The following is a 25,041-nucleotide window of genomic DNA, read 5'->3' as shown; positions in this document are numbered from 1 at the left end:
CCTCGCCGCCGTGGTGCTCGCCTCGATGACCTCGGGCAGCACCACCCTGGCGCCCCCCTTCCGGGCGTCGGCGGGACCGGTGGCCACCGGCAGCGAGACGGCGCTCGGACCGTGCCGGATCACCGCCACGCTCGGCGTGCAGATGTCCGAGGGCCTGCCCACCCCGCCCGGCTACGCCCACTCCACGGGCACGGTCCGCGCGCTCACCCTGATGGTCGACTTCCCGGACGCGCAGGGCACGGAGTCCGCGCTGAGCCGGTACGCGGAGTTCTTCCCGCAGACCACCGAGTGGTTCCGCACCGCGTCGTACGGGCGGCTCGACTACCGGCCCGACATCCCCCTCCCGCAGTGGCTGCGGATGCCGCAGGCGTTCTCGGCGTACGGCATCGAGCGCGGCTCGCCGTACGAGCCGGGCTATCGGCGGCTGGTCAAGGACATCGTGGCGGCGGCCGACTCCAAGGTGAACTTCGCGGCGTACGACCTGGTCAACATCCTGATGTCGCCGAACGCGGGGCCCTCCGCCCTGGACACGGTGCTGTCGGTGACGTTCTCCGGGAACGAGGACGCGCCGCTCGCGGACGGTGTCCCGCTCTCCAACACGTCCTTCGTCTACAGCCGCCAGGACGACGGCTCCGGCTCCTACCGCGAGACGGGCTACCGGGTGCTGCCGCACGAGAACGGCCACGTCTTCGGGCTGCCCGACCTTTACACGCCCGAGGGCGGGGGCGCGGTCGGCCACTGGGACATCATGTCCGAGGACTGGGGGGCCAACAACGACATGCTCGGCTGGCACAAGTGGAAGCTGGGGTGGCTGGACAACTCGCAGGTGGGGTGCGCGTCGGCTGCGGCGGGCGTGAGCGAGTACGTGCTGCGTCCGCTGTCGGCGCCGGGTGCGGGTCGCAAGCTGGTCTTCGTCCCGCTGTCGGACGAGTCCGGGTATGCGTTGGAGGTGCGGACTCGTACGGGGAATGACGAGGCGGTGTGCAAGCCGGGGGTTCTGGTGTACCGGGTCAGCACGGATGTGGATACGGGGCGTGGTCCCATCACTGTCGCGGACAGCGCGAAGGACAGTGGGGGCTGCACGCGTCGTCCCAACGTGCATGCGGAGCTGTCCGATGCGCCGTTCGCGGCGGGGGAGACGTTCACGGATCGGGAGCGGGGGGTGCGGGTTTCTGTGCTGGGGGTGGACGAGCTGGGCAACTATCGAGTGCGGGTGTCCCGGGGCTGAAATTTCCCCACCCCACCCCTTCCCGAAAGCCCTCTGGCGGGCGGCCGGGTGCTTCGTCTGCGGGCCGTCCCCAACTGGTCGCGCAGTTCCCCGCGCCCCTTAAATGCGCCCCTGCGGGGCGCCCCTTTGGGGGCGCGGGGAACTGCGCGAGCAACCGGCCACGGTCCGCAGTCGAAAGAAAGCGGGGTGCAGGGGGCGGAGCCCCCGCCTCGGGGTTCGGGGGCGAAGCCCCCGGGAGACCGTCCTCAGCCCCCACCCACCCCCGGAGGGTTTAGGGAAGGGGCGGGGTGGGGGGCTTCAAAGTCGCGGAGACTTCCGCCCGTAGCTCTCGCTTCAGGATCTTGCCCGTGGCGTTGCGTGGTAGGGGAACCGTTCGGACCAGGACGTGTGCCGGGACCTTGAACGCGGCCAGGACACGGGACGCGTACCGGCGCAGGTCGTCCGGGGTGACCGTCGTGGACACCTGCACCACCGCCGCCACCTCCTCCCCCAGCAAGCCGTGCGGCACCCCCACCACCGCCACGTCCCGCACCGCCGGATGCCCGTGCAGGACCGACTCGACCTCCACGCAGTAGACGTTCTCGCCGCCCCGGATCACCACGTCCTTGATCCGGTCGACGACCGCGAAGCGGCCGTCCCGGGCCACCGCCAGGTCGCCGGTGCGGAACCAGCCGTCCACGAAGGCCAGTTCGGTGGCGGCGGGGTCGTTCCAGTAGCCGCGCACGTTCGCCTGGGCGCGCAGCCAGAGCTCGCCGACCTCGCCGTCCGGCACGTCCGCGCCGGAGCGGTCGACGACCCGCACCTCGGTGGTGGGGGTGGGGCGGCCCACGCTGCCCGGCCACTCCCGGTACTCCGCGCCGAAGTTGGCCAGCACTCCCCCGCTGGTCTCGGTCAGCCCGTACCCGTTGCGCGGCTCGATCCGCTCCCCGTACCGCTCGGTGAGGCGGGCCACCAGGGTGGGCGGCGCGGTGGAGCCGCCGGTGTTGAACATCCGCAGCGACTCCAGCGGGTCGCCCGCCCGCTCGGCCTCGTCGAGCAGTTGCAGGGCGGTGGTGGGGACGCCCGCGTAGTGGGTGACGCCGTGCTCGCGGATCAGCGCGAGCGCCCGCCGGGCGTCCCACTTGCGCATCATGACCAGGGTGCCGCCCGACCCCATCACCGAGTAGAACCCGCTGAACCCGGCGACGTGGAAGAAGGGGTAGGTGACGAGGGAGACCGGCGCGGGGCCCTGGCCCGGCACCAGGCCCCGGCCGAGCGCCGAGGCCGCCGCGTGGAAGCGCGGGTTCATCGCCGCCCCGGCCTGGGCGAGGTGCGTGGCGACGGCGCCCTTGGGGCGGCCGGTGGTGCCGGAGGTGTAGATGATCGTGGCGTCGTCCTCGGGCGCGACCGTCACGTCCGGCGGCCCGGCGGCGGGGTCGGCCGGGCCCAGGTCCTCGTACGCCTCGAAGCCCTCGGGCAGCGGGCCCGCGCCCTCGAAGACCACGCCCGGCACCCGCGCCCCGCGCGCCCACCGCTCGACCCGCGCCAGCCGCTCCCCGTCCACGAGCAGCACGCCGGGCGCGCAGTCGTCGAGCGCGTACGCCAGCTCGGCCTCGGTCCACCAGGCGTTCAGCGGCACCGCCACCAGACCGGCCAGCTGCGCGGCCCAGAACGCGATGTGCCACTCGGGCAGGTTCCGCATCGCCACCACCGCGCGGTCGCCGGGCCGCAGCCCGTACACCTCGACCAGCCGCCGGGCCAGCGCGGAGGCGGCCGCGAAGAACTGGGCGTAGGTGTGGGTGCCGCTCTCCGCCACCAGGAAGGGCCGGTCGCCGTAGGCCCAGGTGACCTCCACGAACTCGCGCAGGGTCCGCGGGCCCCCGGCGTAGACCGGCACCCCGTCCGGGCCCCGCTCGACGGCGAAGGGCGCCCCGGGTGCGGTGAGGAGCGCTTCTGCGGCGGCGGGGGTGTACGGCACGGGGTGCCCTCCTTGGCGGCGGGTGCGGGGCGCGGGGCTCCCCCACAACATAAACGCCGCCCCTCTCAGACCGGTCGGCGCGCCTCCCCCGTCAGCGGCCCGACGCCGGAGCGGATCACTCCGGTCAGTGCCTCGGCGAGGATCCGTACGCCGTCCTCGGTGAGCACCGACTCGGCGTGGAACTGCATCGAGGCGAAGCCCGGGCCGCGCAGCGCGTGCACCTCGCCGGTGTCCGGGTCGCGGCTGATCTCGATGACGCCGTGGTCGGGGTGGGTGAGCTTGTCGTCGGCGCTGCGGGCGGCGAACGTGTTGTAGAAGCCCACCCGCTCGTACGCGCCGAACAGGTCGATCTCCTTCTGGACGCCCTGGTTGGGGGTGTCGCGGCGGGCCAGACCCAGGCCCAGCAGGGTGGAGAGGACCTGGTGGCTGAGGCAGACGGCCACGAACGGGCGCCGGTCGTCGAGGAGCCGGGTCACCGCGCCCCGCAGATGCGCGATCTTGGGGTGGGCGGTCTCCCGGGGGTCGCCCGGACCGGGGCCCATGACGACCAGGTCGTGGTCGGCCACGTCGTACGGCTCGTCGAACCGACGGACCATCACATCGAGGCCAAGCGCCGCCAGTTCGTGGCCGATCATCGAGGTGAAGGTGTCCTCCGCGTCCACGATCAGCACGCTGCGCCCGGCGAGCTCCTCGACGGGGGCCGCGCGCTGTGCGGGGTCGCGCAGCCAGAAGCGGGCGATGCGGTCGTTGCGGTGCTCCAGCGCCTCGCGCACCCGGGCGTGCCCGGCGAACCGCTCGACGGGGGCCGGGCGGGGCGCGCCCGCCGGGCCCGCTTCGAGGGCGGCGAGCAGCCCGGCGGCCTTCGCCCGGGTCTCGGCGACCTCGCTCACCGGGTCGGAGTGGCGCACCAGGGTCGCGCCCACGCCGATGCTGAGCCGCCCCTCGTCGCTGATGTCGGTGGTGCGGATGAGGATGGCGGAGTCCATGGTGCGCCCGCCCTGCTCGTCGCGGCCGACGAGGGCCATGACGCCGCTGTAGTAGCCGCGCCCCTCCGGCTCGTACCGCGTGATCACCTTGCAGGCGCTCTCCAGCGGGCTGCCGGTCACGGTGGGGGCGAACATCGTCTCGCGCAGGATGTCGCGCACGTCGTGGCCGGTGCGGCCCTCGATGAAGTACTCGGTGTGCGCGAGGCGGCCCATCTCCTTGAGGTACGGGCCGACGACCCGGCCGCCGCCCTCGCAGATCCGCGCCATCATCTTGAGCTCTTCGTCGACCACCATGTAGAGCTCGTCGGCCTCCTTGCGGTCGGCGAGGAAGGCCATCACGCCGGGCAGGTCGGGGCCCGCCGCCGGGTAGCGGTAGGTGCCGCTGATGGGGTTCATCACGGCGGTGCCGCCGTGCAGGCTGACATGCCGCTCGGGGCTGGCGCCGACGAAGGTGCGCCCGCCGGTGTGCACCAGGAACGTCCAGTACGCGCCGGACTCCCGCTCGACCAGGCGCCGGAAGAACGACAGGGCGCTGTGCGGGGTGTACGGCGTGATGTCGGCGACGAAGGCGCGCTTGATGACGAAGTTGGCGCCCTCGCCGTTGCCGATCTCGCGCTCGATGACGTCGCGCACGATCGCCGCGTAGCTGTCGTCGGGCACGTCGAAGCGGCCGTCGGCGAGCGTGACCGGCTCGTCGGGCAGCCTCCGTAACGCCTCGGCGAGCGGCAGTTCGCCCTGCTCCTCGACGGACATGACGAGCAGCGGCTCGCCGTCGTCGGTGCTGGTGAAGCCGCGCTCGGAGATCTGGCGGTACGGGACGACCGCGAGCACCTCGTGGCGGGCACCCTCGCCGGCGGGCGCGTCCGGCAGCGGTATGTCGGCCAGGGTGTCGACGTCGAAGACCTCGCCGAGCAGCACTTCGAGGACGTCGCGGCCGAGCGTCTCGGGCCGGTGCAGCAGGGCGTACGCGGCGGGGTCCCGCGCCAGCACCCGGCCCAGCAGGTCCGGCTCCGAGGGGAGTCTCTCGCTCATCGGCCCGCCCCGTCCGCCGGGGCCAGCTCGGCGAGGACCGACTTGGCGGTGGTGACCACGGCACAGCGCTCGGCCGCGTAGTCCAGGGCCATGCGGTGGTACTGCTCGGAGAAGTCCGCGACCGCGTCGGCGACGAGGAAGGGCTGGATGTCGTTGGTGAACGCCTCCACCGCCGTCATCAGGATGCCCACGTGCGCGTACACCCCGCAGACGATCAGCTGGTCGCGGCCGGCCGCGCGCATCCGCTCAAGGAGGTCCGACTTGAAGAACGCGCTGTAGCGCCACTTGGTGAACACCCAGTCGTCCGGGCCCGGTTCGAGCGCGTCGATCACCTTGCGGTCCTCCGGGGCGACGCGCATGCCCGGCCCCCAGAAGTCCTTCAGGAGCCCGCGCTCCTGGTCGCTCATCCCGCCGGGCTGCGCGGTGTACGCCACCGGCATCCCGGCCGCCGCGCAGCTCTCGCGCAGCAGGGCGGCGTTGCGCACCAGGGCGGCGCCGGGCGCCTGGTCCGCCGGGAACGGCCGCAGGAAGTAGCGCTGCATGTCGTGCACGAGCAGCACGGCGCGGTTCGGGTCGACCTTCCAGGTCGCGGTGTTCGCGGGGAGGTCGCCCTCGGAGGGCATCGGGTACGGGTCGATGGTGGGCAGGCCCGCCATGGGTGGTCCTTTCACTGTGCCAGGTGCTCCGCTGGAAATGTGCTTCGTCGGCTGCGGGCTGACTGTGGCTGGGCGCGCAGTTCCCCGCGCCCCTGAAGGGCCCGAAGGGCCCCCGAAGAGCCCCTGGATCAGCCCAGCCAGGCCGACGCCACCGAGACCGCCTGGCGTGGGTTGAGGCGGGGGTCGCAGAAGCTCGTGTACTTGTCGCCGACCTCGTGCAGCCGGTCCTGGTCCGTGACGCATTCGGTGACGTCGTCGGGGGTGGTCTCCAGATGGATGCCGCCCGCCGTGCCGCCCGCCGCCGTGACCGCGCGGTGGAACTCCACGACCTCCCGTACGACGGTCTTCACCAGCCGCGTCTTGAGGCCCTCGGGGCCGTTGACGGTGTTGCCGTGCATCGGGTCGGTCAGCCAGATCACCGGGTGGCCCGCCGCGCGCACCGCCGCCACCAGCGACGGCAGCCGCTCCCCCACGGTGTCCGCGCCCATCCGGGCGATCAGCGTGAGGCGTCCCGGCACCCGCTCGGGGTCGAGCTTCTCGCAGAGCGCCAGCAGTTCCGCCGAGGTCGTGCGCGGGCCCACCTTGCAGGCCACCGGGTTGGCCACGGCCGCGAGCAGCGCCACATGGGCGCCGTCCACCTGGCGGGTGCGCTCGCCGATCCACGGCCAGTGGGTGGAGGTGAGCAGCAGGCGGCCGTCGTCCAGGCGGCGCACCATCGGCAGTTCGTAGTCGAGCAGCAGCGCCTCGTGGCTGGTCCACACCGGCGCCTCGTGCCGGGCCCCGCGCGCCGGGCCGCTCCAGCCGAGCAGGTCCAGGATGCCGCGCGCGGACCGGTAGCCGGTGAGCATCCGGGTGGGGTCGGGCTTGCGCAATTCGGGGTCGGGTTCGGGAGCGTTGACCATGTGGCCCCGGTAGACGGGGAGTTCGACCCCGGCGACCGTCTCGGTGGGCCGGGAGCGGGGCTTGCCGTACTGGCCCGCCAGGCGGCCGACCCGCAGGACGGGCTTGTGCGAGGTCATCCGCATGACCCCGGCCAGCACGTCGAGCAGCCCCACCTTGCGGGCCACGTCGCCGTGGCTGTTCTCCGCCCAGTCCTCGGCGCAGTCGCCGGACTGGACGACCTGGACCCGCCCGGCCGCGACCTCGGCGAGGCGGCCGCGGAGGTGGTCGACGTCCTCCGCCTCGACGAGCGGCGGCAGCGCGGCGAGCTCCTGCCTGACCCGTACGAGTTCCGCGTGGCCCTCCCAGTCCGGTTGCTGCACTGCGGGCAACGAGCGGAGGAACGTGTGGACGCTGTGCACCTGATACCTCCCAGGGTGGCGTGGCACCGCTCACCCGAGGGCGGATCAGCAAGCGGCCGGACGCCGAGCCTCGCCGACCGCGCGAGCAAAACCGAAGCGGGTTTGTGGGACTCCCGGAAGTGCGGGCGGAACCTCGGCCCGACTTGACGGAGTGTGCGTCGCGGCGCCCCGACGGGATCCGGCCGGGGCGGGCCCGGGCGAGTTGCGCGCGCGCCGCGCGGTGGCGCAGTCACCACCGGGGCGCACCGTACCGCGTGGCGCCGCGCCGGGAACGGGTGCGCCGGCGGGTCGGCAGTGGCGAGCCACCCACGCGGCGGCGCGATGGGGTGCCCCGTGCACCTCGCCCGTCCGTCGAGTCCCGGCCATTCTCGAAGGGGTGGCTTCGATCAGCCGCCCAAACACCACTAGATGGGGGTTTCTGGTGAGCGTTCCCGCCGGCAGTATGAGGTCTGTCTGGAATCGTCGCGCTGTGCCGTCGCAGCGGACTTCACCGGCGGTCATGTACGAGCGCGAGTTCATGCTCAGGGACATGAGCAACGTGCTGTTCGCCTCCTTACCCAGGCGCGACCAGCGGCACAAGGGCGAGCAGTATCTGCGCGGGCTGCTGACGGCGAAGGGGCGCCGGTCCATCAGGAACGTGGCGGCCTGCCTGGGCGATCCCACCCTTGAGCAGACCCTGCACCACTTCATCTGCAACTCCACCTGGGAGTGGCGCCCGGTGCGCGAGGCGCTGGCCTGCTGGCTGGGCCAGGTGATCCAGCCGCAGGCCTGGGTGGTGCGGCAGATGTCGATCCCCAAGTCCGGCAGCCACTCGGTGGGCGTGGGCCGCAGCTTCGACCTCTACCGCAACCAGATGTTCCACGGCCAGCAGGCCTTCGGCGTGTGGTCCGCCTCCGAGGAGGCGGCGGCGCCGGTGAACTGGCGCCTGGTCCTGCCCGCGGGCCCGGGCGAGGAGAAGGATAGGGCCACCGGCGCGTCCGGCGGAAGGTCCTCCCGGCACCCCGTCGAGTCGCCCGAGGAGTGCGCCACCACCGCGGCGCTGGAGTTCGCGGGCCTGCACGGCGCCCCGCTGCTGCCCGTGGTGCTGGATCTTCCGGTGCGCGACCCGGAGGCGCTGGTGCGGCGGTTCGGCGCGGCCGGGGTGCCGGTGCTCGCGCGCGTCGGGGCCGCCTCCCTGTTCACCGTGGAGGAGCCCGCCCTGGCCCGGTTCGGCACGGGTCCGCTGCCGGTGCAGCGGATCCTCGACTCGGTCAAGGGGCGCCGCCAGCGGGTCGGCAGGTTCGACCCGGGCGCGCCCTCGGGCGTACGGCACACTCCGGCCGTCAAGGTGCGGGTGGGGCTGCCGGGCGGGACGCCGGTGTTCCGGGACGCCCGCGAGGGCGGGCTCGCGCTGGTCGGGGAGTGGGAGGAGGCGCACCGGGCGCCCACCCAGCTGTGGCTCACCAACATGGGCGGCGTGCCCACGTCCACCCTGCTGAGCCTGACCCGGCTGGCCGACCGGGTCGGCCGGGACTTCGCGGACCACGGGGACCGGTCGGGGCTGCGGGACTTCGAGGGGCGGTCGCTGCGCGGCTGGCACTGCCACATGACGCTGGCCTCGGCGGCGCACGCCCTGGAGGTCCTGACGGCGAGCCGCAGGCCGGTGGAGGGCTACTTCCCCAAGGTGTCCTGATTCCCCGGGGTGTCGTGCGGGCCGACGGCGGCCCCGCGCTGCCCGAGCACCGCCTCCCGGCGGCGGCGCAGCACGTCCCGGGCGCGCAGCAGCCGTAGCGCCAGCTGCGCCTCGGTGGCGCGCTCGGGCTGCTGCCAGCCGGGGCCGAGCAGCTCCGTGATGCGGTCGAGGCGGCGGGTCACCGTGTTGGCGTGGACGTGCAGGCCGCCCGCCGCGCGGGTCGGGCTGCTGCCCGCGGCGAAGTACGCCTCCATCGTCGCCACCAGGTGCGTCGCGCGCTCGGTGTCGTGGTCGAGGACCGGCCCGATGACCGAGGCGACGAACCCGTCGACGTCGTGGTCGTCGGAGAGCAGCAGCCCGAGGAAGCCCAGGTCGTCCATGGAGGCGGCGCTGCCCTCGCCGTCGAGCGCCAGCAGCGCGTCGAAGCAGCGCAGCGCCTCCTGGTAGACCTGGGCCACCGAGGCGAGCGAGGCGGCGGGGCCCGCCGAGGCCACCGTGACGGGCTCGGCGAGCAGCGGCGACAGCTCGCCGGAGACCGCGCGGGCGACGGCCGAGGCGTCGGTGCCGGGCAGCAGCAGCACGATGTCGCCCTCGTGCACCTTCATCAGCCCGGAGCTGCGGTAGGCGTACGACGAGGACCACACCACCGCCTTGCCGTGCTCCCCGCCCTGCGGCCGGGCCACCACCACGACGTGCGGCGCGTCCGCGTCGATGCCCAACTGGTGGGCCTGGCGGGCAAGTTGGCCGGGCGACTGGGTGACGGCGGTGAGCAGTCCGTCGAAGAACTCGTCGCGCAGCGGCCCCTCGGCCACGGCCGTGCTGCGCTGCACCACGAGCAGCAGCGCCACCGTCTGCCCCACGGACCCGAAGAAGGCCAGCTCGTCCTCGGTGAGCGCCCGGTCGGCCCGCAGCAGCACCAGGTCGCGCTCCTCGCCCGCGCCGACCGGGGCCGCCCAGACGTTCTCCGCGATCTCCACCGGGCCGCCCGCCGCGTGCGCCTCCAGGGCGGCGTCGCGCGTACGCGCCTCGTCGAGACCGGGTGGCTCGCCCGCGCTCGCGAGGGGGCGCCCGCAGCCGTCGCTCACCACGAGCCCGGCGTCCAGCGTGCCGGCGGCGGCCTTGGCTAGCTCGTGCAGATCGCCGCCGCCGAGCACCAGTTGGACCAGCGCGGCCAGGGCCCCGGACAGCCGCCGCGTCCGGTCGATGGTGGCCCGCGCGCGCACCCCCGCCGCCTGGAGCGCGACGATCTCCTTCCGGGAGCGGTCGAGCAGACGGGCCTTCTCCAGGGCGACCGCGGCGAAGTCCGCGAGGTAGCGCATGAAGCTGATCTCGTCGGGCGTGAAGTGCCGCACGACCCGGTCCGCCCCGTACAACGACCCGATGGGCACGCCGCTCTGGCGGATCGGGACCACCATGATGGCGTGCAGCCCCTCGGCCCGGACGACCGCGTCGAGCTCCTCGCCGTGCGGGATGCGGTCGTCGTTGAGGTAGTCCGCGGTCCAGTAGGGCGCGCCCGACTCGTGCGCCATCTCGCCCAGGCCCCGGCTCTCCTCGACCACGAGCCCCACGTTGAGCGAGGTGGTGTCGCCGTCCGAGCTGTGTACGTACGAGCCGCCGCCGGGCCTGCGCAGGCTGATGTAGGCCATGTCGAACCCGAGCAGTCTTCGAGCGCGGCTCGTGATGACCTTGAGCAGGGTGTCGGGGTCGTAGGGGATCGTCATGTCGTGGACGGTGTTGACCAGATCGGCCATGACGGACTCCCGCTGCCGGCGCTGATGGCTCGAGGCCTGGATTTTCAGGGCGAGTCGGGTCGCCCTTTCCAGTTCCTCCAGCGGAATCCGGGGGAGTTTTTCGCGGCGTGCGCGGTCGAGCAACTCCTGAAAGTGCCCGGGGGGTGAATCCAGTGCGAGCAGTTCCAGAACGGCCAGTGCCGGGGCGTCCGCCAACGCCTTGCCATCCACCATGTCGCCGCCCCCCATAGGCTCGAACCGGGGCGCAAGCCCTCATCGAACTTACGTTCCTCCGTAGGGTGGGTCAAGTTGCTGACCAGCGGAGGGCGCCGCCCCGCGCGGGGCCCGACGCGGAGCGAATTGGGGTCGGGATGACCGAAATCAAGAACTATCTGCGATCGCTGGAGCGGAGCCGCGCGGCGCTGCTGAGGACCGATCGGCCGCGCACTTTCGCACTGGCCGGACACGAGTGGGATCTGCTGGACGGCGTGTTCGCACCGCCGTTCTCGGCGTCGACCGGGGTGGCCATGGAGCTGCTCGGACTGGCCGGTCCGCGCCGCCATCCCTGGCACGGGTCCTTGTTGGAGGTGGGCTGCGGGACCGGGGTGATCGCCGTCGGCGCCGCGCTGGCGGGCGCCCACCTGGTCACGGCCCTGGACATCAACGAACAGGCCGTCCGCAACACGGAGTTGAACGCGCTGCGGCACGGCGTCGCGGACCGCCTCACCGCCGTGCACAGCGACCTGTTCGACGCGCTGGGCCCCGACGAGCGCTACGACACGGTCTACTGGCACTCCAACTTCGTGCTCGCCCCGCCCACGTACCGCCACGAGACCGTCCACGAACAGGCCTACGTGGATCCGGGCTACCGCGCCCACCGTCGTTATCTCGCCGCGGCCCCCGCCTTCACGGCCCCCGGGGGAAGGGTGCTGCTGCACTTCAGCGACCGGGGCGACATCGACGCGCTGCACCGGATCGCGGCGGAGTACGGCCGAGATCTGCGGGTCCTTGACAGCCGCCGGATCGACGAGGGCGAGGACACGGTCGAGCACATTCTGTACGCGATTACCGCGCAGTGAGAAAAACCGAGGGGAGTTCCGGATACGCGGGACGCGATCGGCGCCGATCCCCATAGGGCGGCCCGGACTTCCCCGCGGCACGGATTCCGTAATTCCGCGATTCCGCGCTTTCCCCCGGGCCCGGGTACCCCGTGCCGTGCGACCGAATTCCGCATACGGGGAAACCCGTCTCGGGCACGAGATTTACCCGGGTTACGGCGTCGACAGGGCCGCGTCCCGTACCGCCGGCTCGGGGAGCGCGGCGAGGCTCGCCGCGATCTCGTCGGCGCGGCGGGTGAAGGAGGCGACGGCGCTGACGAAGTAGTAGGCGCCGCGGGTCAGTTCGCCGAGCACGAAGACGTGGTCGTCGGCCTGGTCGGAGGCGGTGAGGGCGCGGCCGGTCTCCTCGTCGACCCGGATGCCGCCGTGCGGGTGGTCGGTGAGGACGCCGGAGGTGCGGGCGAGCCCGAGGAGGCCGCCCGCCGACGGGGGCTCGGGCCGGTAGACCGAGGTGACCGCGTTGATCACCAGATCGGCGCGGTCCGCCTCGCCGTCCTCGTACCGCACGAGGAAGCCGTCGCCGTCCCGCTCGACCGTCTCGATCCCCGCGCGCACCCGCAGCCGCTTCTCGTCGCACAGCTCGACCAGCTTGACCGCCGTGGAGCGCGGGATGGGCGAGGCGAAGCTCCACAGCCGGGAGTGCAGGGTGCGCAGCACCTGCTCCTTGTCGCTCTCGTGCAGCGCCAGCCACAGGTCCTGGCCGATGTCGACGACCGCGCGCTGGAGCAGCTGGGTGCCGATGTCGTCGGAGAGGGAGTCGTCGAGCTGGCGGCGCAGCCGCTCCTCGGCCGGGGCCGGGTCCAGGAGGTCGGCGGTGATCGCGGCGAAGTCGCCGCCCGCCGCCTCGACCTCCTCTCGCGCGAGCGCCGCGATGTCCGCGAGCCACAGCGGCTTGGGCAGCTCCGCGAGCCGCTCGGCGGTCAGCACGCTCGGCCGCACCGGCGCGGCCTTGCGGCGCACCGACGGCAGCAGCCCGGACCGGGAGGCGAGGGTGACCCGCCCCCGGTGGCCGAAGGCGCGCAGGGCCATCAGCACATCGGTGGCGATCATGCCGGAGCCGATGACCGCGATCTCGGCGTCCTCGGGAACCTCCGCGAGGGCGTCCCGCAGGGGGTACGGGTCGTCGATGTAGCCAGGGGTGCCGCGCAGCCCGTACGTGTCGGAGTCGGCGCGGCCGCCGACGCACAGCACCGCGCGGTCCACCCGGACACTGCCGCTCGCGTGACGGATGAGGACGCCGTCCCCGTCGCGCTCGACGCCGGTGGCCGTCTCCTCGACCGAGCGCACGCGCCACCCGGCCGCGCGCAGCTTGTCCAGGGCCTCCTCGACCCCGTCCTCCAGGTAGTCGCCGTAGACCGGGCGGGACAGGAAGCGGTGCACCCCGCGCTCGTCCGGGTGCACGGCCAGGCCCTTGGCCTCGGCCCAGCGCACCCCGTGCTCCACGTCGTTGAGGTACAGGGACATGCCGATCATCGGCCCGTTGGCGAGGACCGCCTCGGTGTCGCGCTGGTAGGCGCGCCCGCGCCAGCGGCCCTCGGGCCGGTCGACGAGGACCAGCTCGCCCGGCCCGTCGAACTCCTCGGCCCGGGCGGCGAGCGCGGCCACCAGCGTCGCCCCGACGGTTCCGCATCCGATCACGCCGATGCTGGGCATGAGGTGTTCCTTTCCTGAGGCGGGGTGACGGGCACTCAGCGCGCGTCGGCCGGGGGGATGTTGTGGTAGCTCCGGAACAGGTTCCCGGGGTCGTACACGGCCTTCAGCGCGGCGAGTCGCTCGTAGTCCGCCTCGTCGTAGCAGGCCCTCAGCTGCTCGGCCGTCACGGGCCCGCCGAGCAGGAAGTTCGGCGCGATGCCGCTGATCCGGTCCCCGAAGAGGGCGTAGACCCGCTCGTGCCCGGCCCGCTCGGCGGCGGCCACGGCGTCGCCCGCGCCGGGGGCGATACGGCTGAGCACCCGCACCAGGAAGCGGGCGTCGCGGTGGCCGACCGACGAGGGCACGGCCGGGCGGCGGGCCATGGCCCCGCCCAGGTGGCTGATCTGGACGACGCAGTTCAGGCCTGAGCCGGGTCCGGTCAGCTCGACGATCCGGGCGGCCGTCGTCACGTCCAGGTCGTCGAGCAGGACGTTGGTGCCGTAGTACGCCATCGGGGTCGGCGGGTCGCGGTAGATGGCGTCCGATTCGGTGTACGGCATGTCGGTGAGCGTGTCGAGCACATACGGGCCGAGCGCGCGCAGCGGGGCGACCGCCGCCTCGCCCTCGGCGGTGCTGCCGGTGTGGGCGATGCGGATGTGCGCGGTGTACTGGCCGCGTACGGGCACCGGCACCACCGGCTTGTCCGGGAAGGGCACCAGACCGATCGAGGAGGTCATCTCCTCGCCCTGGTCCGCCGTCCACTCCAGCCAGGTGCGCAGCGCGTCGGGCACGTACTGCTCGGCGAAGTACAGTCCGCCGCCGTAGATCCGGGGCTGGCGGACCAGCTCCACGTCGAGCGAGGTGACCACGCCGAAGTTGCCCCCGGCGCCGCGCAGCGCCCAGAACAGGTCCGGGTCGCTCGCGGCGGTGACGTGCCGCAGCTCGCCGTCGGCGGTGACCAGCTCGGCCGCGGTGATGCGGTCGGCGGCGAAGCCGTAGGTGCGGGCCAGCAGGCCGATGCCGCCCTCGACGGTGTAGCCGACCGCGCCGACGCCGAGCGTGCTGCCGGACAGCGGCGCGAGCCCGTGGAGCGCGGCCTCCCGGATCACGTCGCCCCAGGGGGTGCCCGCCTGGATCCGGGCGATTGCGGTGACCGGGTCGACCTCCACCCCGCGCATCCGCGCGGTGGTCACCAGGACGCCTCCGGCGCGGTCGCCGGGCAGGCCGTGGCCGGTGGACTGCACCGCGAGGGGCAGCCCGCGCCCGGCGGCCAGCCTGACGGCGGCGCGGACGTCGTCCGGCCCCGTCGCGCCGACCACGACGTCCGGCCGTTGGCCGAACCCCAGCTGGTACGCGGCGACTTCCTCGTCGTAACCCGCCGACTCCCGCCCGAGGACCGGGCCTTCGCTCGCGATCTCCGCCGTGCTCACTGGACAGCCTCTCTACACATAGATCGTGCCGCGGGCGACGACCGCGCCGTGGCCCCCGACGTGCACCGCGCCGACCCGGTCGCCCTCGCCCTCGGCGTTGGCGTACATCGGGGACGGGCGGCCCATCTCGACGCCCTGGAGGATCTCCAGGTCCTGGCCGTAGGCGGCGAGGCCGTGGCGGGCCAGGTGGATGGCCATCGGCCCGGCCGCCGAGCCGGTCGCCGCGTCCTCGACGACGCCGTACGCCGGGGAGAACATCCGCGAGCGCCAGTGCGTGCCGGAGCCCGCGAAGCAGTACGCCGACATGTCGGGGAAGGCGCGCAGCGCGTTGTGGTCCGGCGTGAGGGAGGACAGCGCCTCGACGCTCTCCAGGCCTACGAGCACGTGCCGGGGCCCGTTGCGGTAGGCCTCGACGGGCGTGATCGACGCGTCGAGCCCGAGCGCGGCGAGCAGCTCCTCGGCGTGCTCGTACGGCTCCCAGACGGGAGTCGGCTGGAGCATCCGTACGGACGTGGCGTCGTCGTCGTGGACCAGCTCGAAGGGGACCGCGCCCATGGCGGTCTCCAGGAGCAGCCGGTCGGCCTTGCGCGGACGCCCGATGGCGACCGCCGTGCCCAGGATCGGATGCCCGGCGAACGGCAGCTCGTTGACCGGCGTGAAGATCCGGATGCGCGCGTCGCCGCCCTGCTCGGCCGGGAGCACGAAGGTGCACTCGGACAGGTTCATCTCCTTGGCGATCCGCTGCATCGCCTCGGCCGGCAGGTCCCCCGCGTCGAAGAACACGGCCACCGGATTGCCTTCGAGCGGGGTACGCGAGAAGGCGTCCACCACCGTGTACTCGTGCATCAGGTGGGGATTCCCTCTCGCTTCACCGACGGGACCGGGATGCCCAGGGCGCGCAGCTGCTGGTTGGGGTTCATGAACTCCCGCTCCAGCTTGATCTTCCCGTTCTCGAACTCGAAGGAGTGGATGAAGTGGTTGCGGTAGTAGCCCTCGGGGTAGCCCGGGAAGAGGATCTTGCCCTCGCCGTCGCACTCCACCCAGAACCGGTTCGGGTCCTGCGTCTCGAAGATCTCGACGTTGGTCCACACCCAGTCGGGGAAGCACTTCAGCGACCACACCGCGTGCTCGCCGAGGGTGTCGCGGCCCCGGATGGCGATGGGCTCGCCGGTGTCGGTGGTCCACAGGCCGCCGACGCCGTCCTCGGTGAAGAGCAGATGCCGCTTCAGCCGGTCCTCGCCGCGGGAGTTCATGTACTCCTCGACGATGGCGCGGTTGTTCCTGCGGAGCTCCGCGTCGTCCTGGAACGCCTGGGTGGTCTCGGACATCGCTCGTCCTCCAAGTGCTGCGTCTGCCGTTGTACGTGCCGGGTCCCGTCCTGCTGCGACCCTGTTCCGGGGCCCGGCGCACTGGCAACCGAGTACCGGGGACTTTGGCAAGTACCGCCGAGAGAGCACGCGGACCTGACGGAGTCCGCGACCCGGGCTCAGTCCGCCCGGGGCAGCCGGGCGCGGGCGTGGGCGACGAGCGCGGCCCCGGCGGGGCTGGTCGGGCCGTCGGTGCGCCAGGCGAGGGCGAGGCTGCCGTGGATGCGCGGCCGGTCGATCTCCACGAGCCGGACCTCCGCCTCGTTGGCGCGGGCCAGCGAGGCCGGAATGAGGGCGACCCCGAGCCCCCGTCCGGCGAGTTGGGCCAGTACGTGCGGGTCGGCGGCCTCGAACGCGATGTGCGGCCGGAACCCCGCCCCCGCGCACGCCGCCTCCACGACGCTGCGCAGCCCGGTCCCCTGGGTGAGGCAGATCAGGGCGCGGTCGGCGAGCTCGGCGAGGCCGACGCGCTCGCGGCCGGCCAGCGGGTCCTGGTGGCCGACGGCGGCGACCAGCGGCTCGTTGACGATGTCGTAGAGCGTGATGCCGGGCGGGCGGGTGCCGGTGCGGCCGATCACCGCGAGATCGATGCGGCCCGCGTGCAGCGCCTCCAGGAGGTGCTCGGAGCTGTCCTCGGTCAGCCCTATCTCCACCCCCGAGTGCGCCTCGTGGAAGGAGGCGAGGAGCCCGGGCAGGTCGATGGCCTTGCCCATGGAGATGACGGTGCCGATGGTGACCCGGCCCCGGACCAGACCGCTGAGTTCGTCGACCGTCCGGCGCACGGCGGCGACCGCGGCGAGCGCGGCCTGCGCCTGCGGCAGGACGGTGGCGCCGACCGGGGTGAGCCGGACCGTACGGCTGGAGCGGTCGAGGAGGTCGTGGCCCAGCTCCCGCTCCAGCTTGCGCACTTGGGCGCTGACGCCCGGCTGGGCGACGTGCAGCGCCTCGGCCGCCTTGGTGAAGCTCGCCAGCTCGGCGACGGTGACGAAATACTCCAGCTGACGCAGCTCCATAACCGCTGATTATAGTTCGCAGAAAATGTAGATGTTGGACTTCTACATACGGACGGGCGCAGAGTGGACCCACCCGAGAACGGGCACCCTCCGGAACGGGCCCCCACCCGAACCGGATCCACCAGAGCCGGGAACGCCGACCGAGCGGCTACGCGTCGAGAGGACCGTCCGATGGCCCAACGCCCCACCCAGCCGCGCGCGTTCACGTCCCCGACCACCCGTGCGGTGGTCACGGCGTTCTTCGCCCGGCAGCGCGCCGGGGACCACACGGGCCTGCTCGACCTCTTCGCGGACCGGGTCGACTTCTTCGCCCCGGGCGCCCCGAACGCGGGCGCGCTCGGCCCCGGCTCGACCCGTTCGGACATCTCCCTCTTCTTCTCGACGCTCGGCAAGGTCCTCGTACCCGACCGGGACTTCCTGGTCCTGGGCCAGGACGCGGTCGTCACGGGCTTCGCCCGCTGCGACACGAGCCTCAACCCGATCGCGATGCACTTCACGGTGGTGGGCGCGAAGATCGGGCGCTGCCATCTGACCGAGGTCAGCACGAGGTTGTGAGCCACCGCCCGCCGAGGCGCGGTCCGTCCGCACATTTCTGACCGACCATCAGACCAACTTCCCCACCCCACCTCACCCCACCCCACCGCCCCGCGAGGACGGTTCCTCCGGTACGCCTCCTTCGGCTCCGGGGACGTAAAGGAGTACTCAGTGAATGCCACGACCGCGGTGCGGGGCGGGCGCGACAGCCGCGCCGCCACCATCGCCATGGCCTGCGTGGGCGTGTTCGTCGCCTATCTGCCGGTCACCACGGTCTCGGTGAGCCTGCCGACGATCCAGCGCAGCCTGGGCGCGTCGACCGCCGACCTGTCCTGGGTCACCGATGCCTTCGTCCTGCCGATGGCGGCGCTGATCCTCACGGCCGGGGTCGTCGGTGACGTCCACGGCCGCCGCAAGGTCTTCCAGGCCGGACTGGCCTTCTGCGCGATAGGCGCGGCGATAGCGCTGAGCGCGGACGGCCTGGACAGCGTCGAAGTCCTGTGGACGGGCCAGGCGTTCGCCGGGATCGGGGCCGCCGCCCTGCTCCCCGCGACGCTCGGCCTGATCAGCCACGCGGTGCCGGATCCGCGCGAGCGCTCCAAGTACGTGAGCCTGTGGACGGCGTCCCTGATGGGCGCGCTGGCCGTCGGCCCGATGATCTCCGGCGTGATCCTGGAGAACGCCGCCTGGCGCTGGATCTTCCTGGCGCCGATCCCCGCGTCGCTGCTGACGATGGCGGCGGCGTCCCGGTACGTGGCGGACTCGCGCGCGGCCGGTGCCCGCAGGCTGGACTGGCCGGGCCAGATCACGGCGGCGATCGCGATCACGGCGCTGGTGTACGCGGTGATCGAGGGGGGCGGCGGTTCGTTCACGGAGACGCGCGTACTGCTGGCACTGGCACTGTCTGCCCTGTCCCTGGCGGGCTTCATCATCACGGAGCTGCGCAGCGACAGCCCGATGCTGGACCTGAAGCTGTTCCGCTCCGCCGCGTTCAGCGCCACGGCCCTGGTCGCGATGATCAGCTTCCTCGGCCTGATCGGCTTCATCTTCGTGCTCAGCCTGTACCTGGGCCAGGTGCAGCAGCTGGGGACGCTGGACGCGGGCTACCGGATGCTGATGTTCACGCTCCCCGCGATGGCGGTGGGACCGGTCTTCGCCCAGATCATGCACAAGGTGTCGGCGCGGATCCTGATCACGACGGGTCTGCTGATGGCGACGGGTTCGCTGCTGTCGCTGACGACGATCGACGCGGACACGTCGTTCACGGCGCTGGCCTGGCGCCTGATCATCCTCGGCATCGGCTTCGGCGCGGTGTTCGCGCCGATGACGGCGACGGCGATCAACTCCGTACCGCACCAGCTGGCGGGGATGGCGGCGGCGGGCAGCAACGCGTTCCGCCAGGTCGGGGCGGCGCTGGGCCCGGCCCTGATGAGCGCGCTGCTCACGACGAAGGTGAGCGACGCGCTGCCGGGCCATCTGTCGGACGCGGGCCTCAGTGCCTCGGCCCGGGACCAGGTGACCGGCGCGGTCGACAGCGGCGGCTTCGGCGCGGTCCACGCGGTCGACCTCGGCGCGGACACCCCGCGCATGCTGCACGCCTTCAGCCAGGCGTTCCTGGACGGCCTCCACCTGTGCCTGACGATCTCGGCGGCCGTGATGCTGGTGGCGGCGGTGGTGGCCGTGGTGCTGCTGCGGCGCCCGCGCCCGTCGACTCCGACGCCGTCGGCTCCGACCCGGCGCCAGGAGGAGCCGGCGCTGAACGGCTGACGCGGCGGGGGTGTGCCGGGGGCATGCGTGCTCCCGCTGTCCCTCCCCGGAGGCGCCCACCCCGCCCCATAGACGGCGGGCGGACCGGTCCACCCCCGCACCGGCCCGCCCGCCCCCGCCGTCCCAGCGCCATCCGCTACCCTGTCCTGGGCTGCCCACCACGGGCTACCCGGACGCGCCTCCGTAGCTCAGGGGATAGAGCACCGCTCTCCTAAAGCGGGTGTCGCAGGTTCGAATCCTGCCGGGGGCACAGAGAAGTACCAGGTCAGAGGCCCTGTCGTCCTTGCGGACGGCGGGGCCTCTGCGCTTTGGCGGCGCACCCTTAGAGGTGCTGAGGCCCATCGGCCGCCGCATCGAGCTCACGCAGCACCCGCACCTGATCCAGGCAGCACCGTGCCAGCCGCTTCGCGTGGGCGTACTGCCGGGCCAGGTTGAGCGACGAGCTGTCGGCCTCCAGTTGGCGGTACGCCTCGGTGAGGGCGCGGGCGAGGCGGGCCTGTGTGGTGTGGTCGAGGGGGAGTTGGGTGGCTGCCTCCTGGGTTACGGGCAGGAGCGTCGTCAGGTGGGCCCGGGCCTGCGTGGTCGCGGCTGCGGCGTCCTGTGGGCCGGGGTCGCGCCCGTTGTCGTCGAAGAGGGCGCGGCAGGCCTGCTCGATGGTGTCGAGCTCGGGGCACGGGGGTGGCTGAGTGGGCCCTTCACCGCCGGCCCGGATCAGCTCCGTGATGGCGTCCGCCGGGCAGAAGTCCTCGGGGTGGCGGGGTGGGCGGATCCAGTACGCGCCGGGGCGGGTCGTACGGCCCGCCTCGGGGATGCCGAGCCACGTTCCCTCGTCCAGGCGGTACGCGTCGTGCCGGGCGCCGGGCCGCACCAGTGCGTAGTACCAGCGGCCCGGCTCGTACGCGTCGTGGATCACCGCGCCGTCCCCGAGCCGGGCACGCACCAGCTCCGGCAGTGCGGAGCCCACAGCCCGGTGGACGAGCGCGGCCGGGAGGCGGAGCGCGTCGAAGACGCGGCCGGTGGGGATCAGGGCGATCCCGGCGGTGTGCCATTCGCGGTGGGCCGCCGCGGGGGTGGGGTGGGCGGAGGCCAGCCAGTCGGAGACTGCGCTCCGGGTGCCCTGAGGCGCGTTCACCGCTGCCCCGTTCTGTGTCGCCATGAACTGGACGCTAGGGAGCCCGTGTTGAGGGCACGAGCAGTATTTCTCGGATTTTCTCGTGCCAGGCCTTGCTTAGCCGGGATTTTCTCGCAAAGGTGCTCACATCGGGTACCGCAGAGGCCGGGGGCCCGACCATGCTGGGCAGATCACTCCCGACAAAGGAGACGATCATGGCACGACGACTGCGCTTCAACGGCACTGGCAGCGGCGGCGGTTCCTGCCCCGCGATCCACGAAGACCTCGACTCGGGCGAGGTCATCGTGCACGGACCCCGGCTCACCGACCCCGACGCCATCGCCCAGCTCCAGCACCTCGACGAGGACGAGATGCCGATCGTCGTCCCGCGCAACACACTCATCGACTTCGGCCCGAAGGTGCGCGACACCGAACCGCGCATCCTCGACCCGGACACGTTCGCCGGGCTCTTCGAGAACTTCCAGCACAGCGCCTGGCACCTGGAGATGCGCCGCGCCTACGCGGTCGACCAAGCCTGCGACGAGTACGCCCAGTTCGTGCGGGGCGAGGCTCCGACCTGGGACATGGACTCGCAGTGGGCCCGCACCATCGGGGCCAAGACACGGGACGGCGCGGCCGTCGGGCGCGTCCGCATCGTCGACAACCCGCCGACCGAGGGGCAGCTGTTCCTCCTCGCGCACGCCGAGCACAACGCCGCGCTGGGTGAGGACGTACGGAACATGTGGCGCGACGACGCGAAGCGCGTCAACCTTCCGGACGAGGACTTCTGGATCTTCGACTCGCACATCGTCGCCCTGTGCCTCTTCGACGAGGACGACGTCCTCACGGGCGCCGAGCTGATCACGGAGCCCGCGGCCGTCAACCAGTACAACCGGCTGCGTGTTGTCGCGCAGCACTACGCCATTCCCTACGACCGGTTCGTGGCAAACATGACTGCGGAACGGTAGAAGCAGGTGCGCACCGGTGAGCACGGACTACCAGCAGGCACGCGAGGCGCTCGGCGTGCGGCTCCGGGAGCTGCGGCTCACGGCCCCTGGCGGTCGGCTCACCGGTACGGCGCTGGCGCACAAGCTCGACTGGCCCAACTCGAAGGTCTCCAAGCTCGAACTGGGCAAGCAGACCGCCACGCCTGACGATCTGCGGCACTGGGCGGAGGCGACCGGCCGCCCCGAGACGTACGAGGAACTGCGGTCCAGGCTCGCGGGGTTCGAGTCCCACATCCGATCGTGGCGGCGACAGCTGGTCACCGGGCACAAGCCCGTCCAGGACGCCGTCACGATCGAGCACGAGCGGACCCGGGTCCTCACCATCTGGGAGAACTGCCTCATCCCCGGCATGCTGCAGATTCCCGAGTACGCCCGGCACGTCTTCGTCCGGCACTCCGACCTCATGCGGTCGCCCCGGGACACGGAAGACGCCGTACGCGCCCGTATCCAACGGCAGGAAGGGCTGTACCAGCCGGGCCGGAAGTACCGGATCATGGTCTGGGAAGGGGTGCTCCGCTCCCTGGTGTGCCCGCCCTCCGTACTCGCGGCGCAGCTCCACCACCTGGCCGGCGTGATCGGGCTGGACACCGTGGAGCTCGGCATCGTTCCCTTCGACGCCCTGCTGAAGATCCAGCCGGGCAACAGCTTCTGGATCTACGACGAACGGCTGGTGGTCGTCGAGGACTGGCACGCGGAGCTGTGGATCGACGACACCGACAGCATCGCCACCTACCTCCGGGTCTGGAACACCCTGCGCGAATCCGCCGTATACGGCCCCGAAGCCCACCGCCTGATCGCCCGCGCCCGCAGCGCCCTCCAAGAACCCTGACCAGCCCCCCAGGCACACCCTCACACACAACGACTGTCGAACCCCCCGACCCCCGCCGCCCCCCTCCCCACCCCCACCGCCAGCGCCACCGCCTGCCCCGCATAGGCCAGCATTCGTTCGCCCTCGGGGGTGAGGGCCGTGCGGGGGCGGGCCAGGATGTGGCCCAGCCACGTTGTGCCGGCCCAGATCGCTGCCTGCCAGGTGCCCGCGTCCAGGAGCATGGGGGTGCGGGGGGACGCCGTCGGTGGGGGGAGTGGGGGCCAGGTTTCCTCGCGGCCCGCCAGGATTCGGCCTCGGTGGTCGCGGACCAGGATCTCCGCGTCCAGCAGGACGCCCACCTCCGCCGCCAGGCCCGCCACGCCCTGGCCGGAGAGGGCGAAGCCGATGATGTGGTCGCGTACCGCCTCCAGCCAGCGTTCCGTCTCGATCGTCTCCATCGCCAGCGCGCTGTGCTCCTCCAGCTTGGCGACCTCGGCGTTGTAGAGCTCCAGCCACTGGGCCTTGTCGACCGCGGCCGCCGCCAGGTCGGCCAGCGAGCCCAGCAGCGCCGCCTCGTCGGGCTCGAAGTGGCGTACGTCGCGGTGCGCCGCGTACAGCACGCCCACCGTGCCGCTCGCGTGGTGCAGCGGCAGGGCGAGCACCGAGCGGATCCCCTCGCGGGCGATCGCCGCGTCCAGCTCCGGGTCGTGGTCCACGCGGGTCTCGGACTGGTAGTCCGAGGTCCAGAACGGCGCGCCCGTCTCCCGCACCACCGCCCCTATGCCGTGTTTGCCCGGCAGTTGCAGGCCTATGTGGAGGGACGTTGTCGCTCCTGCCGAGGCCCTGATCACCGAGTCGCCGGAGCCTGTCGTCAGCAGGGCCACGAACGCCATGTCCACCTGCAGCAGCGCCCGCGTGCGGTGGGCCACCGTCTTCACCAGGCCGTCCACATCGCACGACGACGCCAGCTCGCGGGCCGTGTCGAGCAGGGCCGCCAGGTCCGCCTCCCGTCTGCGGCGGCGGTCCAGGAGCCCGTGCACCGTACGGCCCAGACGGCCCGCCCGGTGGATGGCCGCCAGCTCGTCCGCCGTCGCGCCCCGGTCGTGCGCCCGTAACAGGACCTCGTCGATACCGTCCAACGGGGCCTGCACGGCGAGCAGTTCGAGGATCTCCAGAGCACCGGAGCCGTCCTCCCCGTCGTTCGGCTCCCAGTGTGCCGCCGCAGCCGTCGTCCTCTTCGCCACAACAAGCCTCCCCCGGACCCCGGACGCGTCGGCATCAGCGTTCCCGCCCAAGATATGTGCGCATTATGTGGAGGCGGAAGGGGGGAGTCATGTTCATCTGGCATTTCTCGGCGAGGCGTTGAACCCGACGGGGTCCCGCCCCGTGTATATACGCCCCTGGCTCACCCCCACACCCGCTGCTCCGACTCCTCCCCCAGCGGCGCGTAGTGCTCGGTGAACAGCTTCGCCACCAACTCGCCGCGGCTGGACACCCGGACCTTCTCGAAGATCGCCTTCACATGGTCCCGGACGGTGTGCGGCGAGAGGAACAGTTTCCCGGCCATCTCCGCGGTGCCCAGACCACGCGCGATGTGCTGGGTGATCTCCAGTTCGCGGTCGGTCAGTTCGTACGCCTTCACCATCAGCGGGGCGACCTCCGAGATCGAGGCGCGCTCGATCACCACCGCCGAGGCGCCCAGCTCGCCGTCCGCGCCGCGCAGGCAGGAGGCGTGGCAGGCCAGCCAGCGGCCGCCCTTGCTGCGCACCCGTACGCGGGCCACGCCCTTGTCCCAACCGGCCGCGATGGCACGGGCCTTGCTGGCCGTACTGTGCATCCAGGCCGGAACCGCGACGCCGAGCGGGGTCGGGGTCGAGGGGCCGGGGACTATGTCGTCCAGCAGTTCACGGGCCTCGTCGTTGACCGAAAGGAGACCGCCCGCCGCGTCGAAGAGCAGCAGTCCGGGGCCGGGGCCGTGGCTCGGGGTCGGATCGGCCGACGCGGACGGCTCCGTGAAGGAGCGCAGGCGTCGGGCCATCGCCGCCGACAGCTCCTTCACCACCAGCGTGTCGTCCGCGCCGAACGGCGGCGCGCCCTGCGCCCGGAACAGGCTGACCTGGCCCCACGGGTGGCCGCCCACCCGCAGCACGGCGCGCAGTTCGTCGTCGAGGCCGCGCGGCGCCAGGAAGTCGCGGTAAAGGGTGCTGCGGCCGGGCAGCCCGCCGGTGGCCTCGCGCAGCCCGGCCACCGGCAGCGGGGCGCGGGCCAGGTCGCGGAACAGGTTGATGTTCTCCGCGAGCAGCTCGGACTCCCAGTAGACCGAGCAGCCCTCCTCGGTGAGGTTCTCCACCCGGATCGGCGAGGTCATCATGCCCGTCACCGGGTCGGTGGCCCGCCACACGGACGCGTCGTACGGGATGAGCCGGCGCAGCTGCTCGGAGGCGGTGGCGAACAGCGCGAGGGCGTCGGGGGCCGCGCCGATCGCCGTGAGGAGCGTGTCGATGGCATGGGTGGTGCTGGCGTTCCTGGACACGGTCACGGGGCCGGTGCTCCTTCGCGCTGCGCTCGGGTGGTGTTCGTCGGGTGCGCGGGTCTACTCCGCCATCGTCCCTCACCCAACGCCCCCGCACACCCCCCTCAGTTGAGGGGGGCCGGGCCCCGCCAACACCTTGATCTCGGGATGTCGCCCGGA

At 72.6% G+C, this 25,041-nt stretch carries 20 protein-coding genes and 1 tRNA gene; 8 read left to right on the top strand and 13 right to left on the bottom strand.

Features of this window, described 5'->3' with window-relative positions:
- Nucleotides 1–25: 25 nt before the first annotated feature.
- The gene (locus tag IE252_RS05950) at nucleotides 26–1,228 is read left to right on the top strand and encodes a M6 family metalloprotease domain-containing protein (protein WP_373298514.1); all 1,203 of its coding nucleotides are present in this window, start codon (nucleotides 26–28) and stop codon (nucleotides 1,226–1,228) included.
- Nucleotides 1,229–1,499: 271 nt separating this feature from the next.
- Here IE252_RS05950 and IE252_RS05945 read toward each other — a convergent pair whose 3' ends face one another.
- The 4 genes from IE252_RS05945 to IE252_RS05930 all read right to left on the bottom strand — a co-directional run bounded on the left by IE252_RS05945 (nucleotide 1,500) and on the right by IE252_RS05930 (nucleotide 7,160).
- Complete coding sequence (locus IE252_RS05945; RefSeq protein ID WP_190088215.1) at nucleotides 1,500–3,236, bottom strand: class I adenylate-forming enzyme family protein; 1,737 nt, start codon at nucleotides 3,234–3,236, stop codon at nucleotides 1,500–1,502.
- Between the two features lie 14 nt (nucleotides 3,237–3,250).
- Nucleotides 3,251–5,203, bottom strand: a complete 1,953-nt coding sequence (locus IE252_RS05940; RefSeq protein WP_190088214.1) for an anthranilate synthase family protein — start codon at nucleotides 5,201–5,203, stop codon at nucleotides 3,251–3,253.
- Nucleotides 5,200–5,859 carry an isochorismatase family protein gene (locus tag IE252_RS05935; protein WP_190088213.1) on the bottom strand — a complete coding sequence of 220 codons (660 nt, stop codon included), beginning with the start codon at nucleotides 5,857–5,859 and terminating at the stop codon, nucleotides 5,200–5,202. The genes IE252_RS05940 and IE252_RS05935 overlap by 4 nt, the downstream gene beginning before the upstream one ends.
- 128 nt (nucleotides 5,860–5,987) lie before the next feature.
- Nucleotides 5,988–7,160 carry a 3-deoxy-7-phosphoheptulonate synthase gene (locus IE252_RS05930; protein ID WP_190088212.1) on the bottom strand — a complete coding sequence of 391 codons (1,173 nt, stop codon included), beginning with the start codon at nucleotides 7,158–7,160 and terminating at the stop codon, nucleotides 5,988–5,990.
- Nucleotides 7,161–7,689: 529 nt separating this feature from the next.
- On the opposite strand from IE252_RS05930, the gene IE252_RS05925 reads away from it, so the two are divergent.
- The gene (locus IE252_RS05925; RefSeq protein WP_229848017.1) at nucleotides 7,690–8,832 is read left to right on the top strand and encodes an IS701 family transposase; all 1,143 of its coding nucleotides are present in this window, start codon (nucleotides 7,690–7,692) and stop codon (nucleotides 8,830–8,832) included.
- On the opposite strand, the gene IE252_RS05920 is transcribed toward IE252_RS05925, so the two are convergent.
- Nucleotides 8,811–10,796, bottom strand: coding sequence for a helix-turn-helix domain-containing protein (locus IE252_RS05920; RefSeq protein WP_190088211.1), 1,986 nt, complete (start codon nucleotides 10,794–10,796; stop codon nucleotides 8,811–8,813). The two genes, IE252_RS05925 and IE252_RS05920, sit on opposite strands and share 22 nt — an antisense overlap.
- A 137-nt stretch (nucleotides 10,797–10,933) precedes the next feature.
- On the opposite strand from IE252_RS05920, the gene IE252_RS05915 reads away from it, so the two are divergent.
- Nucleotides 10,934–11,641 (top strand): 50S ribosomal protein L11 methyltransferase, encoded by a 708-nt coding sequence (locus IE252_RS05915; RefSeq protein ID WP_190088210.1) that lies wholly within the window; start codon nucleotides 10,934–10,936, stop codon nucleotides 11,639–11,641.
- 192 nt (nucleotides 11,642–11,833) lie between these two features.
- Here IE252_RS05915 and IE252_RS05910 read toward each other — a convergent pair whose 3' ends face one another.
- From IE252_RS05910 to IE252_RS05890, 5 genes are all read right to left on the bottom strand, one after another.
- The gene (locus IE252_RS05910) at nucleotides 11,834–13,333 is read right to left on the bottom strand and encodes an FAD/NAD(P)-binding protein (RefSeq protein WP_190088209.1); all 1,500 of its coding nucleotides are present in this window, start codon (nucleotides 13,331–13,333) and stop codon (nucleotides 11,834–11,836) included.
- Nucleotides 13,334–13,368: 35 nt separating this feature from the next.
- Entirely contained in the window at nucleotides 13,369–14,742 is a 1,374-nt protein-coding gene (locus IE252_RS05905; RefSeq protein WP_190088208.1) for an FAD-binding oxidoreductase, read from the bottom strand.
- Nucleotides 14,743–14,754: 12 nt separating this feature from the next.
- Nucleotides 14,755–15,588 (bottom strand): PhzF family phenazine biosynthesis protein, encoded by an 834-nt coding sequence (locus tag IE252_RS05900; protein WP_190088207.1) that lies wholly within the window; start codon nucleotides 15,586–15,588, stop codon nucleotides 14,755–14,757.
- Nucleotides 15,588–16,070 (bottom strand): PhzA/PhzB family protein, encoded by a 483-nt coding sequence (locus IE252_RS05895; RefSeq protein ID WP_190088206.1) that lies wholly within the window; start codon nucleotides 16,068–16,070, stop codon nucleotides 15,588–15,590. The genes IE252_RS05900 and IE252_RS05895 overlap by 1 nt, the downstream gene beginning before the upstream one ends.
- Before the next feature lie 158 nt (nucleotides 16,071–16,228).
- The gene (locus IE252_RS05890) at nucleotides 16,229–17,122 is read right to left on the bottom strand and encodes a LysR family transcriptional regulator (protein WP_190088205.1); all 894 of its coding nucleotides are present in this window, start codon (nucleotides 17,120–17,122) and stop codon (nucleotides 16,229–16,231) included.
- A gap of 171 nt (nucleotides 17,123–17,293) precedes the next feature.
- Between IE252_RS05890 and IE252_RS05885 the strand changes: the two genes are divergently transcribed.
- From IE252_RS05885 to IE252_RS05875, 3 genes are all read left to right on the top strand, one after another.
- Complete coding sequence (locus tag IE252_RS05885; protein ID WP_190088204.1) at nucleotides 17,294–17,677, top strand: nuclear transport factor 2 family protein; 384 nt, start codon at nucleotides 17,294–17,296, stop codon at nucleotides 17,675–17,677.
- A gap of 150 nt (nucleotides 17,678–17,827) precedes the next feature.
- Nucleotides 17,828–19,423: an MFS transporter gene (locus tag IE252_RS05880; protein WP_373298506.1), complete on the top strand. Its 1,596-nt coding sequence runs from the start codon at nucleotides 17,828–17,830 to the stop codon at nucleotides 19,421–19,423.
- A 177-nt stretch (nucleotides 19,424–19,600) separates the two neighbouring features.
- Nucleotides 19,601–19,673: transfer RNA gene (locus IE252_RS05875), tRNA-Arg, on the top strand.
- 72 nt (nucleotides 19,674–19,745) lie between these two features.
- Here the strand turns inward: IE252_RS05875 and IE252_RS05870 are convergent.
- The gene (locus IE252_RS05870) at nucleotides 19,746–20,579 is read right to left on the bottom strand and encodes a DUF6415 family natural product biosynthesis protein (RefSeq protein WP_190088203.1); all 834 of its coding nucleotides are present in this window, start codon (nucleotides 20,577–20,579) and stop codon (nucleotides 19,746–19,748) included.
- Between the two features lie 170 nt (nucleotides 20,580–20,749).
- Between IE252_RS05870 and IE252_RS05865 the strand changes: the two genes are divergently transcribed.
- Nucleotides 20,750–21,502: a DUF6879 family protein gene (locus tag IE252_RS05865; protein ID WP_190088202.1), complete on the top strand. Its 753-nt coding sequence runs from the start codon at nucleotides 20,750–20,752 to the stop codon at nucleotides 21,500–21,502.
- Between the two features lie 16 nt (nucleotides 21,503–21,518).
- On the top strand, nucleotides 21,519–22,370 hold the full coding sequence (locus tag IE252_RS05860; protein ID WP_190088201.1) for a helix-turn-helix domain-containing protein: 852 nt from the start codon (nucleotides 21,519–21,521) through the stop codon (nucleotides 22,368–22,370).
- A 20-nt stretch (nucleotides 22,371–22,390) separates the two neighbouring features.
- On the opposite strand, the gene IE252_RS05855 is transcribed toward IE252_RS05860, so the two are convergent.
- Complete coding sequence (locus IE252_RS05855) at nucleotides 22,391–23,593, bottom strand: GAF domain-containing protein (protein WP_190088200.1); 1,203 nt, start codon at nucleotides 23,591–23,593, stop codon at nucleotides 22,391–22,393.
- 161 nt (nucleotides 23,594–23,754) lie between these two features.
- Nucleotides 23,755–24,888, bottom strand: coding sequence for a helix-turn-helix domain-containing protein (locus tag IE252_RS05850; protein WP_190088199.1), 1,134 nt, complete (start codon nucleotides 24,886–24,888; stop codon nucleotides 23,755–23,757).
- Nucleotides 24,889–25,041: the final 153 nt, after the last annotated feature.

Origin of the sequence: Streptomyces melanogenes, assembly GCF_014649795.1 — a bacterium.
Taxonomy (GTDB): Bacteria; Actinomycetota; Actinomycetes; order Streptomycetales; family Streptomycetaceae; genus Streptomyces; species Streptomyces noboritoensis.
Note: the sequence above shows the minus strand (reverse complement) of the source record. Positions and strands in the feature narration are given on the sequence as shown.

Coding starts and splice junctions, on each gene's coding strand:
- IE252_RS05895 (WP_190088206.1), bottom strand. CDS start 16,070: ATGTCCGAGACCACCCAGGCGTTCCAGGACGACGCGGAGCTCCGCAGG.
- IE252_RS05945 (WP_190088215.1), bottom strand. CDS start 3,236: ATGTTGTGGGGGAGCCCCGCGCCCCGCACCCGCCGCCAAGGAGGGCAC.
- IE252_RS05910 (WP_190088209.1), bottom strand. CDS start 13,333: ATGCCCAGCATCGGCGTGATCGGATGCGGAACCGTCGGGGCGACGCTG.
- IE252_RS05940 (WP_190088214.1), bottom strand. CDS start 5,203: ATGAGCGAGAGACTCCCCTCGGAGCCGGACCTGCTGGGCCGGGTGCTG.
- IE252_RS05925 (WP_229848017.1), top strand. CDS start 7,690: ATGAGCAACGTGCTGTTCGCCTCCTTACCCAGGCGCGACCAGCGGCAC.
- IE252_RS05950 (WP_373298514.1), top strand. CDS start 26: ATGACCTCGGGCAGCACCACCCTGGCGCCCCCCTTCCGGGCGTCGGCG.
- IE252_RS05865 (WP_190088202.1), top strand. CDS start 20,750: ATGGCACGACGACTGCGCTTCAACGGCACTGGCAGCGGCGGCGGTTCC.
- IE252_RS05935 (WP_190088213.1), bottom strand. CDS start 5,859: ATGGCGGGCCTGCCCACCATCGACCCGTACCCGATGCCCTCCGAGGGC.
- IE252_RS05870 (WP_190088203.1), bottom strand. CDS start 20,579: ATGGCGACACAGAACGGGGCAGCGGTGAACGCGCCTCAGGGCACCCGG.
- IE252_RS05890 (WP_190088205.1), bottom strand. CDS start 17,122: ATGGAGCTGCGTCAGCTGGAGTATTTCGTCACCGTCGCCGAGCTGGCG.
- IE252_RS05915 (WP_190088210.1), top strand. CDS start 10,934: ATGACCGAAATCAAGAACTATCTGCGATCGCTGGAGCGGAGCCGCGCG.
- IE252_RS05885 (WP_190088204.1), top strand. CDS start 17,294: ATGGCCCAACGCCCCACCCAGCCGCGCGCGTTCACGTCCCCGACCACC.
- IE252_RS05900 (WP_190088207.1), bottom strand. CDS start 15,588: ATGCACGAGTACACGGTGGTGGACGCCTTCTCGCGTACCCCGCTCGAA.
- IE252_RS05920 (WP_190088211.1), bottom strand. CDS start 10,796: ATGGTGGATGGCAAGGCGTTGGCGGACGCCCCGGCACTGGCCGTTCTG.